12 protein-coding genes are annotated in these 14,177 nt (G+C 32.2%); 11 read left to right on the top strand and 1 reads right to left on the bottom strand.

Annotated features, from left to right (window positions below):
* Positions 1–14 precede the first annotated feature (14 nt).
* Both QZZ53_RS03880 and QZZ53_RS03875 read left to right on the top strand, forming a co-directional pair.
* Positions 15–815, top strand: coding sequence for an RNA methyltransferase (locus tag QZZ53_RS03880; protein WP_296381685.1), 801 nt, complete (start codon positions 15–17; stop codon positions 813–815).
* Positions 816–980: 165 nt separating this feature from the next.
* Positions 981–2,213 (top strand): M48 family metallopeptidase, encoded by a 1,233-nt coding sequence (locus QZZ53_RS03875; RefSeq protein WP_296381682.1) that lies wholly within the window; start codon positions 981–983, stop codon positions 2,211–2,213.
* A 20-nt stretch (positions 2,214–2,233) separates the two neighbouring features.
* Here QZZ53_RS03875 and QZZ53_RS03870 read toward each other — a convergent pair whose 3' ends face one another.
* Complete coding sequence (locus QZZ53_RS03870) at positions 2,234–3,226, bottom strand: hypothetical protein (RefSeq protein WP_296381679.1); 993 nt, start codon at positions 3,224–3,226, stop codon at positions 2,234–2,236.
* A 279-nt stretch (positions 3,227–3,505) separates the two neighbouring features.
* Here QZZ53_RS03870 and QZZ53_RS03865 point away from each other — a divergent pair, with 279 nt between their 5' ends.
* From QZZ53_RS03865 to QZZ53_RS03825, 9 genes are all read left to right on the top strand, one after another.
* Complete coding sequence (locus tag QZZ53_RS03865; RefSeq protein ID WP_296381677.1) at positions 3,506–4,351, top strand: SMP-30/gluconolactonase/LRE family protein; 846 nt, start codon at positions 3,506–3,508, stop codon at positions 4,349–4,351.
* 112 nt (positions 4,352–4,463) lie between these two features.
* A complete protein-coding gene (locus QZZ53_RS03860) occupies positions 4,464–4,772 on the top strand; it encodes a phosphotyrosine protein phosphatase (protein ID WP_296381674.1) in 309 nt (102 codons plus the stop codon).
* Positions 4,773–5,002: 230 nt separating this feature from the next.
* The gene (locus tag QZZ53_RS03855; RefSeq protein ID WP_296381672.1) at positions 5,003–5,995 is read left to right on the top strand and encodes a T9SS type A sorting domain-containing protein; all 993 of its coding nucleotides are present in this window, start codon (positions 5,003–5,005) and stop codon (positions 5,993–5,995) included.
* 188 nt (positions 5,996–6,183) lie between these two features.
* Positions 6,184–8,391, top strand: coding sequence for a RelA/SpoT family protein (locus QZZ53_RS03850; protein WP_296381670.1), 2,208 nt, complete (start codon positions 6,184–6,186; stop codon positions 8,389–8,391).
* A gap of 114 nt (positions 8,392–8,505) precedes the next feature.
* Positions 8,506–8,958 (top strand): transcriptional repressor, encoded by a 453-nt coding sequence (locus QZZ53_RS03845; protein ID WP_296381668.1) that lies wholly within the window; start codon positions 8,506–8,508, stop codon positions 8,956–8,958.
* 11 nt (positions 8,959–8,969) lie between these two features.
* Positions 8,970–10,250, top strand: a complete 1,281-nt coding sequence (locus QZZ53_RS03840) for an adenylosuccinate synthase (RefSeq protein WP_296381666.1) — start codon at positions 8,970–8,972, stop codon at positions 10,248–10,250.
* Between the two features lie 7 nt (positions 10,251–10,257).
* Positions 10,258–10,827 (top strand): outer membrane beta-barrel protein, encoded by a 570-nt coding sequence (locus QZZ53_RS03835; protein ID WP_296381664.1) that lies wholly within the window; start codon positions 10,258–10,260, stop codon positions 10,825–10,827.
* A gap of 76 nt (positions 10,828–10,903) precedes the next feature.
* Entirely contained in the window at positions 10,904–12,718 is a 1,815-nt protein-coding gene (locus QZZ53_RS03830; RefSeq protein ID WP_296381663.1) for an OstA-like protein, read from the top strand.
* Positions 12,719–13,894, top strand: coding sequence for an aspartate aminotransferase family protein (locus tag QZZ53_RS03825; RefSeq protein WP_296381661.1), 1,176 nt, complete (start codon positions 12,719–12,721; stop codon positions 13,892–13,894).
* Positions 13,895–14,177 lie beyond the last annotated feature (283 nt).

The raw sequence follows: 14,177 nt of genomic DNA, 5'->3' as shown, positions 1-14,177 counted from the left end.
TTACAAAGATTTTTATGGCTGTTAAATTGATATCTAGTCCACAAAATCCGTTAATAAAACAATTAGTTCTTTTAAAGGACAAATCTCGGGTACGCAAAAAATCTAACCAATTTTTAATAGAAGGCAAACGCGAACTTTCTCTTGCCATAAAGGGCGGATATAAAATAGAAACCTTATTGTTTTTTCCAGATTTGTTTTCTGAAAGTGAAGCCAAAGCAATGGAGCAATACAATATCGATATTATCGAAATATCTAAAGACGTATTTCAAAAACTGGCACATAGAGATACAACCGAAGGTGTTATTGCCGTAGTTAAAGCTAAAAATCATGAATTAGAAAATTTAAAACTAAAATATAAAAACCCATTAATTCTTGTTGCTGAAGCACCCGAAAAACCAGGAAATATTGGAGCTCTATTACGTACTGCTGATGCTGCCAATATTGATGCTGTTATTATTGCTAATCCAAAATCTGATTTGTACAATCCCAATATTATACGCTCTAGTGTTGGCTGTGTTTTTACAACAGAAATTGCAATGGCGAGTAGCGAAGAGACTATTCTTTTTTTGCAGAAATATAATTTCAATATTTTCTCTGCTATTTTACAAGAATCAGAACCATATCACTCACAAAATTACACCTTACCAACAGCAATAGTAGTTGGTACAGAAGCAACAGGACTAACGCAAGAATGGAGAGATGCTGCAACCCAAAATATCAGTATACCAATGCAAGGTGTTATTGATTCTATGAATGTTTCTGTTGCTGCAGGAATTCTTATTTTTGAAGCCAAAAGACAACGTAATTTTAAATAAAATGTCATTGCGAGGATGCAGAACATGGCAAATGCTTCGCATTCACGATACCTTTAAAAACAATGAGTGAAAAATGAGTAATCTCATGAAACTAAAAACCACTTTTAAAAAAATTGCCACAGCTAACAGAAAAAATTAGCTTCGCAATAACGCAACAAATCAAACATGAACGCACAAACATTATTCTACATCATCATTGGAATCATAATAATAAACTTCATCAAGGACAAAATCTTGGATGCGTTTAATGCTAAACATTTTAATAACCCAATTCCAGAAGAATTAAAAGATGTTTATGACCAAGACGAATATAAAAAGTCACAAGCCTATAAAACTGTAAATTATAAATTTGGAATTTGGACTTCCTTATTCTCTTTCATTTTAACTTTAGCCTTTTTATTTTTAGATGGCTTTGAATATGTAGATAATATCGCTAGAAGTTATTCTGAAAACCCAATAATTATAGCCTTAATTTTCTTCGGAATTATAATGATTGCAAGTGATATTATTACAACTCCTTTATCTTATTACAAAACCTTTGTGATAGAAGAAAAATTCGGATTCAATAAAACAACAAAAAAGACCTTCATTTTAGATAAATTAAAAGGTCTGTTAATAATGATACTATTGGGAGGTGGAATCATTGCTTTGATAGTCTGGTTTTATGAAATAACAGGGAATCAATTTTGGCTTTATGCATGGGGAATTGTAACAGTTTTTACCATTTTTATGAATATGTTCTATTCTAAAATTGTTGTACCAATGTTTAACAAACAAACACCTCTTGAAGACGGAGATTTACGAAATAAAATATCGGACTATGCAAAATCTGTTGGTTTTAGCCTGAATAAGATCTTTATTATCGATGGTTCAAAACGAAGTACTAAAGCTAATGCCTATTTTTCTGGTTTTGGAAGCGAAAAGCGTGTCACTCTTTATGACACTTTAGTTGAAGATTTAGAAGATGAAGAAATTGTAGCAGTTTTAGCTCACGAAGTTGGGCATTACAAAAGAAAACATATCATTTTTAATCTCGTAACCTCTATCCTACTCACAGGATTGACGCTTTACATCTTATCCATTTTTATATCAAATCCTTTATTATCTAATGCGATTGGTGTGGAAATACCAGGTTTTCATGTTGGTTTAATCACTTTTGGATTGCTCTACTCACCTATTTCTGAACTCACAGGTTTAATAATGAATTACGTCTCACGCGTTTTTGAGTACCAAGCAGACGATTACGCCAAAAACACCTATAAAGCTGAACCTTTAATTACCTCTTTAAAGAAGTTATCTAAAAATAGTTTGAGTAATTTAACTCCACATAAAGCTTATGTGTTTATGCATTACTCACATCCTACGCTTTTAGAACGGATTCGGAATTTGAAGAAGTAGTATTTTAACCTAATTTGTTGTTAATTGGGTATTACTTTTATGACCTTCTTTTTGTTAGAGCTTTCGATAACAATAAATTGGAGTTCGTTTTTATTTAGTTCTAATTCAATAGGTACATTTTCTTGTATCTGATGATCTTCTCTATAAATTTTCCTTCCAAGAATATCATAAACACTTATTGTAGTTATTTCGTTAATTCCTTTTATAAATAACTGATCATTAAAATAATTTACAGTCACATTATCAAATGAATTACTAATCTCATTTAATGTTTCGCTACAACCAGGAAAAGAGAGGTACCCATTAAATGTTATATCATCAGAACCTTCTGTTCCACTTACAATTCCGCTACCATAAGCTTCATCAGAAGAGTAAGCTGTACTACTAACATAAACTCCTACAAAATTAAAACTGTCTGAATCCGTTAATCCAATATCTGCCCAATCAAAACTAAATTCATAAAACTCTTGTGTACTAGATGATAAAGTAGAATTAACGGAAGTTATAAAATCTAATTCTCCTACTCCAATAGAGCCAGTACTTGGTATAGACCATAGGCCTCCAAAACTCACATTTATAGCCACAGCGTAAGAAGCCTCAAAACCTGTTGGAAATTCTACAATACTACCATAACCAAAAGCATTACTATTAGTTATTGCAATTCTGTGGTCGTCTTGACTATCATCAACATTAGCATCAATCTCATTGCGTCCAGATGCTCCTGTATCTATATATAAAACTAAAATATCGTTCATATCATTCGAAGAAGTGGTCATCTGAAACCATACAATGCTATTAGGATCACTATACAAAAAATGACCTTCACCCACAGCTCCTCCAAATCCGGAATTCCCATTCGCATAACAAGGTGGTGGTGGAATCTGTGAAGCATTATCAGTCATTTGAGAAGACATATAATTAGACGTCAAAAGAGTTATTATTAATATTTTTTTTCCATTAATAAAATGATTGTATTGTAATAGTTGTCTAATACGGTCTAGTATTTTTTTCATAGTGAAATTAGTTAGTACATTAAAATTACAATTTTTTCTATAATTATAACTCATAAAAGAAATTATCCAAAAACAGTTTGAGTAATTTAACGCCTCACAAAGTTTATGTATTTATGCATTATTCGCATAATCCACATTTAGAACGGGTTCGGAATTTGAGAAAGTAAACGATTAACTCTACAAAATAAAAAAATCATTAACTCAAGATATCAGTTATCTTGCACTCACGACTTGATTGAGTATTGAACGAACTCATTTTACCAAATTAACTTTATAACAATGAAAAAAAACATAAGTTTAGCTCTATTATTTTTGTTGATGAACTCATGTAGTCAGCAATTACAAAGTAGTGATTTCACAATCGAAGGAAGTTTTACAGATGGAATTGAAGGGCCTGCAACTGATTATACAGGGAATATTTATGCTGTAAATTTTGAAGAACAAGGAACAATAGGAAAAATCACATCCAGCGGAGAAAGCTCTCTATTTATTAAACTACCTAATGGAAGTATCGGTAATGGCATACGGTTTGGAAAAAAGAATCAGATGTTTGTTGCAGATTATGTAAATCATAATATCCTTGAAATTGATTTAAAAAGTAAGAAGGTTGAAGTATTTGCGAATGAATTGAAAGCAAATCAGCCAAATGACATAGCCATTTCTCCAAATAAGACACTTTATGCAAGTGACCCAAATTGGTCAGACAACACAGGTAAACTATGGAAAATAACAAAAGAAAAAGGTTTTGAATTATTAGAAGACAAAATGGGAACAACCAATGGAATTGAAGTAAGTCATGATGGCAAAAAATTATATGTAAACGAATCAATCCAACGAAAAATATGGGTTTATGATATAGTTAAAAACGATTTATTAAAAAACAAGCAAGAATTTATTTCTTTTGAAGATTTTGGATTAGATGGAATGCGTTGTGATGAAAATGGAAACTTATATGTATGCCGATATGAAAAAGGAACAATTGCAGTAATATCACCAGAAGGGGTCTTATTAAAAGAGATAAAACTAAAAGGCAAGAAACCAACAAATATTACATTTAGTAATGATTATAAGAAATGTTATATCACAATTGCAGATAGAGGTTGCATTGAAGTTGTAAAATTGTGATTACAAAGAATAAAAATTCATCAATGCTTAACAATTCACTAAGCTTCTGTTTTAATGTATTACTCGCATTCTACGCTTTTAAAGAGTGTTAAGAATTTGTAGAAGTAACATCATGCAAAAAATTCTTTTTATTTGTTCGGCTAATAAGCAACGGTCAAAAACAGCTTCAGATTATTTTTCTGAAAAATATAATCATATAGAATTTGATTCTGCTGGTACCAATCACAAAATATGCAATAAAGAAGGGACGCAACCATTAACAGAAGAGCTAATGGATTGGGCAGACCTTGTTATTGTAATGGAAGAAAAACACAAGAGAGTAATTGTAGAAAACGGAGGTTTACATTTCAGAAAAAAGATAACTGTTTTGTCTATTCCAGATCGTTTTAAATATTATCAAAAGGAATTGATTAGGTGCTAAAACAGACTTATACCACCAAGTTATGGGTAATTATGAACATACCTTTAAAAGATAAATCAAAATCGATAAGGAGAAGCCGAAAACCGCATTTTGAAAGAATAGGTAAAAAAATATTATAAATATGAAATCAAATTTACTCTTATTTATTTTACTTTTTTCATTAAAAAGTATTGCTCAAGTTCCCCAAACATATACAACTTTTCAAGGTGAAGTTTTAAATCTATATAGGTATGAATAGTTGGGTGACTGCCACAGATGACACTTATACTTTTTATTACAGTTGTACTGAACAATATCCCATCTGTTATACAAATGTCACTTGTTTTGATAGTAAATCAACCATAGCGAGGGTTGATGCAACTTGTGGTGCCGGTTGCGCTTACCTTGGATGGACCGGTATTGAATTATTAAACACCTATTTTGACAATACATATACAAAAATACTAAATGATAATCAATACGATCAAGCATTTTTTCATGAATTTGGAAGGAATTTTTGGTTTTATGATAATAAATTAAAATATACTTCTAATGACCCAATTGTTACTGGATATGCAGTTTTTATGCGGTTTATGGCTATCGAAAGCTTAGGATTAAATGGTGCACCATTTAATGGATTAGATTTTAATACGTTTAAAAATCAAGTTTGGCATTTAAGAGTTACATATATGGCAGACAGTACTTTGAACTGGACAAATACATTAGGTATTGGTCAAGGTGTGCCTTCTTCTGGTTGGGGAGCAACAGATTTATTTGCTTCTTTTTGTTTCTATTTAAAGGAAAACTATGGTGGAATGAATTGGGTACAAAATGTATGGAAGAAAGCAGCTCTAAGACCTGCTGTAAATACAACTCAAGATGCTGTCGACAATTTTATTATTGCTTCTTCACAGGCAGCTAACGTAAATTTAGTTTCATTATTTAAATATTGGAAATGGACACCATCAGCTTCTGCAATTGATTACTTAAATTTAACTTTAGGTGTTTCAGAAATTAGCACTAACATCACTAAAACTATTATGTATCCAAATCCAGTTAAGGATAAGTTGAATTTTGAATATGAACTTAAAGATATTAAAATATATTCTCAAGAAGGTAAGCTCATAAAAAATTATAACTCAACAGATTCAATAGACATTAGTAACTTAAGTAATGGAATTTATTATGTCGTTGCATTAACAATGAACAATGAACAAATTCAGAATAAAATAATAAAAGAATAACCGTCTGCAACACACACTTTATTCAATAAGGGGTTGTGTAGCTCATCACCTGTATCTAGTTTTGTGTTGGAGGATAACTTCTAAGACCCACAAACCATTCTGGTTATGGTGTCAACCGCTAAAAAATCTTCTAAAATTTCTCTCAAAAAAACCATTGCCCATTAAATAGGTTTTACTACATTAGTTCTATGACTGAGGAAGCCATAGAAATAGAAAATAAAGCCATTGCAAAAGCTTACAAAGAATTACTGAAGGTAAGCTATCAGACGTTGGGTACTGACGATAAGAAATTAATCCGTCATGCTTTTGAGGTTGCTGTAGATGCACACAAAGATCAACGACGCAAGTCTGGCGAGGCTTATATTTTTCATCCTATTGCTGTTGCTAAAATTGTGGCACAAGAAATTGGGCTAGATGCTACATCTATTGCTGCGGCTTTACTTCATGATGTTGTTGAGGACAATCCAAATTACACCATTGCAGATATGGAGCAACTCTTTGGTGAAACGGTTGCCAGAATTGTAGATGGTCTTACCAAAATTTCATCTTTAAAGAAGGACATGGATGTATCTTTACAAGCTGAGAACTTCAGAAAGATGCTTCTCACACTCAATGATGATGTCCGAGTTATCATTATAAAAATTGCAGATCGTTTGCACAATATGCAAACCATGGATTCCATGCGTGCTGACAAACAAGTTAAGATTGCATCAGAAACCTTATATATTTATGCACCACTTGCACATAGAATTGGTCTCTATAATATTAAAACTGAGCTTGAAGATTTAGGTCTAAAATATACCGAACCAGAAGTCTATAATGACATCTCAGAAAAAATACAAGAAACCAAAGAAGATCAGGATGCTTATATTAAAGCCTTTTCTAAAGTCATTGAAAACTCGCTTAACAAAGAAGGTTTAAATTACGAAATTAAAGGGAGACCAAAATCAATTTTCAGCATTAGAAGGAAAATGGTAAAACAAGGAGTTTCCTTTGATGAAGTCTATGATAAGTTTGCGGTTCGGATTATATATAAATCCGATTTAGCCAATGAAAAATTTCTGGCTTGGAAAATATATTCTGTCGTTACAGATCATTTTACACCTAATCCTATTCGACTTAGAGATTGGATATCATCACCAAAATCAACAGGTTATGAAGCACTTCATATAACAGTTGTAGGCCCAAAAAGCCGTTGGGTAGAAGTTCAGATTCGTAGTGATCGTATGAATGAGATTGCAGAAAAAGGGTATGCTGCGCACTACAAATACAAAAATAAAAATGATAAGGAAGATAATCTCGATTTGTGGATTAATAGACTACAAGAGGCTTTAGAAAACAATGAAGCAGATGCTGTAGATTTTGTAGAACAATTTAAACTCAATTTATATTCTAAAGAGATTTTTGTATTCTCACCAAAAGGAGATTTAAAATCGTTACCTAAAGGTGCAACTCCACTCGATTTTGCATTCAGTATTCATACCGAAGTTGGTATGAAAACACGTGGAGCAAAAGTCAACGGAAAATTAGTACCTCTGAGTCATGAGTTAGAAAGTGGCGATCGAATAGAAATAATGACTTCCGAAAATGCCAAGCCTAATGCCAACTGGTTGGATTATGCGACTACCGCTAGAGCACGCAGCAAAATTAAATCGGTATTAAATGCTGATACTAAAGAGGTTGCGAAAGAAGGTAAAGAAATTTTAAGACGTAAATTAAAACAACTTAAGATTGCACTGAACGAAAAATCAGTTAATGAATTGGTGAGTTATTTTAAACTGAATACCTCATTAGATTTATTCTATCGTGTTGGTATTGGCACTATAGATAATCCAAAATTAAAAGCTTTTGCTGCGTCGCGAAGTAATGCTTTTGTTAGTTATTTTAAGAACAAAATATACAAACCAACAGTTCCAAAGGATATTCATAAGGAGGAAATAACCTCAAGTTATGATATGCTAGTTTTTGGAAAAGAAGAAGAAAAACTTAACTATACATTATCAAATTGCTGTAACCCAATTCCAGGCGATAAAGTGTTTGGTTTTGTAACAATTAATGATGGTATAAAAGTGCATAAAAAGAATTGCCCTAATGCTTTGAGCCTCCAATCTAATTATGCATATAGAATAATGCAAGCCAAATGGATAGATTCTTCTCAGCAAGTTTATACATCACAAATCACTTTGTCTGGTATTGATAACTTAGGACTAGTAAATGATATTACCAATCTCATTTCACAAAACATGCATGTTAATATGAAAAGCATCAGTTTTTCTAGTGATGATGGTGTATTTACAGGTAAAATAACGGTCCAAGTAAAGAATCAAACTATGCTTAAAAAGTTGATTGATAAACTCAAAAAAATTAATGGTATCGATAAGGTTACCAGAGTATAAGACTTTTCTAAACTTTCAAAAAAAGATATTAAGAACTTGTTAATTTCTTTTGTTTTTAATACCTGCTTTTATAATTCATATCCTATTAAATTTACTTAAATTTACGCCTTAATTATGAATGCAACTACAGAAGAAAGCAACCAAGAAATTGTAAAGCGTGTCTTTACCCAGTTTCTAGAAGACAAAGGTCATAGAAAAACACCTGAGCGTTACGCTATACTTCAAGAAATTTACGATAGTGAAGACCATTTTGATATAGAATCTTTGTATATTAAAATGAAAAACAAGAACTATCGTGTTAGTAGAGCTACACTTTATAATACTATAGAATTACTTTTAGAATGTGCATTGGTTCGCAAACATCAGTTTGGACAAAGTCAGGCACATTACGAAAAATCTTATTTCGATAAAAATCACGATCATGTTATTCTAACCGATACAGGAGAAGTAATCGAATTCTGCGATCCGCGGATTCAATCTATTAAAAAGACTATCGAAGAAGTTTTTGATATTCAGATAACTAATCATTCACTATATTTTTACGGTAATCGTAAAAAAGACGACTAACTAATTTTACAATGGCAGTAGATTTACTACTTGGATTACAATGGGGAGATGAAGGCAAAGGAAAAATTGTTGATGTATTCACCTCTAACTACGATATTATTGCACGCTTTCAAGGTGGCCCAAACGCAGGACACACTTTAGTTTTTAATGGCAGAAAACATGTGCTACATACGATTCCTTCTGGAATTTTTCATGAGAACAAAGTAAATCTTGTTGGTAATGGAGTGGTTATAGATCCTGTTATTTTCAAAAAAGAACTCGATAAATTAGAGGAACAAAATGTCGATTATAAAAAATCCCTTTGCATTTCGCGTAAAGCACATATCATTTTACCTACGCATCGCTTATTGGATGCTGCGAGTGAAGCTTCAAAAGGAAAAGCAAAAATAGGTTCTACTTTAAAAGGTATTGGCCCAACTTATATGGACAAAACTGGTAGAAACGGAATTAGAGTTGGTGATATTGAATTAGCCGATTGGAAAACAAAATACAGAGCTTTAGCCGATAAGCATGAAGCGATGATTGACTTCTACAATGTAGATATTCAATACGATTTAAAAGAGTTAGAAACTGAATTTTTCAATGCTATCGAGACTTTAAAGTTTTTGAAGTTTATAGATTCAGAAGAGTATATTCACAAGGCACAAACATCTGGCAAATCTATTTTAGCAGAAGGAGCTCAAGGTTCTTTATTAGATATAGATTTCGGAACATATCCATTTGTAACCTCTTCAAACACTACAGCTGCTGGTGCATGTACAGGTTTAGGTGTAGCTCCTAACCAAATAGGTGAAGTTTTCGGAATTTTTAAAGCCTACACAACACGTGTTGGTTCTGGTCCATTTCCAACAGAATTATTTGATGAAGATGGAGAAACTATGGGACGTGTTGGTAACGAATTTGGCGCAACAACAGGTCGTTCTAGACGTTGTGGTTGGTTAGACTTAGTAGCTTTACGTTATGCCTGTCAAGTTAATGGAGTAACTCAATTAATTATGATGAAAGGTGATGTGCTTTCAGGGTTTAAAACCTTAAAGGTATGTACGGCTTACAAATATAAAGATGAAGAAATCACACATCTACCTTACAATATAGAAGCAGAAAACGTAACTCCAATTTACACTGAAGTAAAAGGTTGGGCTGCAGATTTAACAGGTATGACGGAAGCATCTCAATTACCAGAAAATTTAAACGCTTATGTTGAGTTTTTAGAAAACGAGCTTAATATTCCTATTACTATTGTATCTGTAGGACCAGATCGCAAGCAGACCATTATTAGAAAGACGATATAAATCATATATGATACGTAGCTTATTTTTTTTAGTATTAATTTTTTCTACGTTTAATAGTTTTTCTCAAGATTCTAAATTTAATGTTGAGCTGAGTTATCCTTTACCTATAGACAATAATTTTATTGGAGACAATTACAATGGAATTATTGATGTTGGCTTCAAATTTCGTTTTGCTGAATTAAATATAGTAAACATAGGTGGCTCTCTTAATGCAGGCTATTTTAAAAATTCAAAATCAAAAATAGCTCAAACAATCGGTGTGAATTTGTATGCTATACAACCTAGAATTTTCGCAGAATTAAACATAGATAATATATCAAAACTTCATCCTTCAGTAGGACTAGGTTACAGTATCTTTCTTTTTAAAGCAGAACCCAATAATATTTTAATAGGTAATAAAACTTTAGATGAATCTGGTTTAAATTTAAATCTTGGATTAGCCTATGATGTTACAGATGCTGTTATAATCCAAGTTCAGTACGATTTTGTAAAGATTAATGTTGATGATAATATTCCGGATGTAAAATACAATACCAATATTAATATTCTTAAAGTTGGATTGGGTTATAGATTTTAAAATCGACACCAATCTGTTAAAAAAACTGTTAACCCATACTAAAGCAAATCTATAAGTGTTATTTTGTAAAAAACATATGGCTTTGAATCCTTTAAAAAATCTACTTTTTATTTTATGCTTTGTTTTTGTATCCTTTTGTTCTGCTCAAGAAAAACAGAAGATTACAATCGAATATGCTGGTACTGGTTATACAGATTCAAAAATCGAAGATGGAGCAAAAGTGTTTCTAAGAGATCCATCTCAACAAGTACATTTTATCCATAAAGGTGTAAACGTTTGGTGCGATAAAGCCATTTATTACGAAGATCAAGATTTTATTGAAGCATTTAGTGAAGCGTCTAGTAATGTAATAATGAAACAAGGCGACTCTATTAATATGGTTGCTAAATATGTAGAATACAGTGGTAAAACTCAACGAGCTTTTGCTAGAGGAGATGTAGTTTTAACCGAACCACAATCTACATTGACCACAGATAAGCTTTACTATGATAGAGTAAAACAACAAGCCTATTACAATACTAAAGGTAAGGTTGTAAGAGATTCATCAGGAACGATTACAAGTCAAGTTGGTCGCTATTATATGGATTCTCAAAAATATCAATTCACACAAGATGTAGTATTAGTAAATCCCGAATATACCTTAAACACAGAACGTCTCGATTTCTTTACAGAGAATGGTCATGCCCATCTCTTTGGTCCTTCAACTATTGAAGGAGAAACAAGCACTATTTATTGTGAACGTGGATTTTATAACACAAATAATGACACAGGTTATTTTCAGCGGAATGCTAAAATTGATTACGATAATAGAACCGTAATAGGTGATAGTCTATATTTTGACAGAAATCGAAGCTTCGCATCTGCTACCAACAATATTACTGTAACAGACACCATCAATAGAAGTGTTGTGAAAGGTCATTATGCTGAAGTTTGGCGTGCTAAAGATTCTATGTTTATTACTAAACGTGCTTTGGCTATAACTGTCCAAGAACAAGATTCTGTTTATATGCATGCAGATACTTTAATGGTAACTGGCAAGGCGGATAATCGCATTACCCGTGGCTATTACAATGCAAGGTTGTTTAAAAGTGATTTAGCCGGAAAATCAGATTCCATACACGTTAACCATAAAACTGGGCTAATGCAAATGCTCAATTTAAGTCGCTTTAGCTCCACAGACGCATTTGCTACAGCACGAAAACCAGTGCTTTGGAATATAGAAAACCAAATGACAGGAGATACCATTCATGTGATTTCTAATGTTAAAACCGAAAAATTAGATTCTTTAAAAGTATTTAATAATGCCTTCATTGTAAGTAAAGACACATTGAGTGACGATGGATTTAATCAAATAAAAGGACAACGACTCATCGGTCTTTTTAGAGACAACGAGCTCTATAATGTTGATATCATTAAAAATGCAGAAGTCATTTATTATTCTAGAAATGCTGAAAATGAATTAGTTGGTATTAATAAATCTAAATCTGGAAGTATTAATATTCAAATTGAAGAGCAGGCTATACAAGAAATAAGACTAATACAACAGATTGATGGAGAGCTATATCCAGAATCTATGTTTCCAAAAAGTGGAAGAAAACTGAGAGGTTTTGATTGGCGAGGCGAAGAACGACCAATGTCTGTTGAAGATTTATTTAAAGACGATCCTCCTTTGGTACTACCAAAGATTAAGGGCCTAGAAGATTATGTGCCACCAGAAGAATTTGTAGATGATAGTGTAAATGAACGTGTTGAAAAAGCTGGAGAGGATACACCAAATAAGCCAAATAAAGCAGCTCGAAACTTACCTAAAAAAACGAAACCCACACCTTTACAATCAAAATTAAAACAGGTTGAACCTCCAAAAGAAAAACTAAAAAAGAAAGGTCAATAATTGCAAGACGACTTTTTAAAATACCAAGCACAGACTACACCACATCCTTTGGCTATGGAAGTTAGCCATGCTAAAGGGTCTTATGTTTTTGATACCAAAGGTAAAGCATACTTGGACTTTGTAGCTGGAGTATCTGCATGCAGCTTAGGACATTCACACCCAAAAGTAGTCAATGCCGTAAAAAAACAATTAGATCAGTATCTTCATGTGATGGTTTACGGAGAATATATCCAAAAACCAGCCGTTGAATTATCTAAATTATTAGCCAAACACTTACCAAAACCTCTTGAAACAACGTATTTAGTCAACTCTGGTACAGAAGCTATAGAAGGTAGTATTAAATTAGCAAGACGTTTTACTGAACGCTCTGAAATAATTGCAGCAAAGAATGCCTACCATGGAAATACAATGGGTTCTTTGAGTCTTATGGATTACGAAGAACGTAAGCAGCCTTTTTACCCTCTTATTCCAGACATAAAACATATTGAGTTTAATCTTGAAAGTGATCTAAGTAAAATCACAGAAAAAACGGCAGCAGTAATTTTAGAAACAATACAAGGAGGTGCAGGCTTTATTGAAACCACCAATAATTACCTACAAAAAGTACAACAGCGATGTAATACTGTTGGTGCTATTTTTATATTAGATGAAATTCAATCTGGTATAGGTAGAACAGGAAAATTATTCGGATTCGAGAATTATAACTGCCAACCAGATATCGTAATTACAGGTAAAGGTTTAGGTGGCGGATTGCCAATTGGTGCCTTTACAGCATCCAAAAATATGATGGCATGTTTGAGTGATAATCCAAAACTTGGACACATTACAACCTTTGGAGGAAATCCTGTTATTGCAGCAGCAGCATTAGCGACATTAAAAGAAATTACAGAGTCAAATCTAATGGACTTAGCCATAGAAAAAGAACAATTAATTAGGCAACATTTACAGCATATGCACATCAAAGAAATAAGAGGTAGAGGTTTAATGTTAGCTGCTATTACTGAAAATGAAGACATCGCAAGTACCATTATTATGCGCTGTAAAGACCAAGGTTTGATTCTTTTTTGGTTACTTTTTGAGCCTAGAGCCATCAGAATTACACCTCCGCTAACGATATCAAATAAAGAAATCATTAAAGGTTGCCTGATTATAACTTCTGTTTTAGATTCCATATAATTTTATTTTCCCACATTTAAATTACTGATCATCAGCTTTTAATTCATTTTAAATGAAGCAACTATTTAATGTTAACTATTTTGTTAAAAACATTAAATCAAAAATCGATGAAGAACAAATGATAAGAGTAAATTTATTCAGTAGTATCAAATGAATTTCAGAATGATTGATAATAAATTTGAATTATATTTTCTTTAGATGAAAAAGAAAATATAAGCATAGCATTAGTTACGGTTCTATTCTATTTTGAAATAGAAAGTAAATAGAAACGAATTTAATCGGT

Source organism: Winogradskyella sp., from assembly GCF_016744625.1.
Lineage (GTDB): Bacteria > Bacteroidota > Bacteroidia > Flavobacteriales > Flavobacteriaceae > Winogradskyella.
Note: the sequence above shows the minus strand (reverse complement) of the source record. Positions and strands in the feature narration are given on the sequence as shown.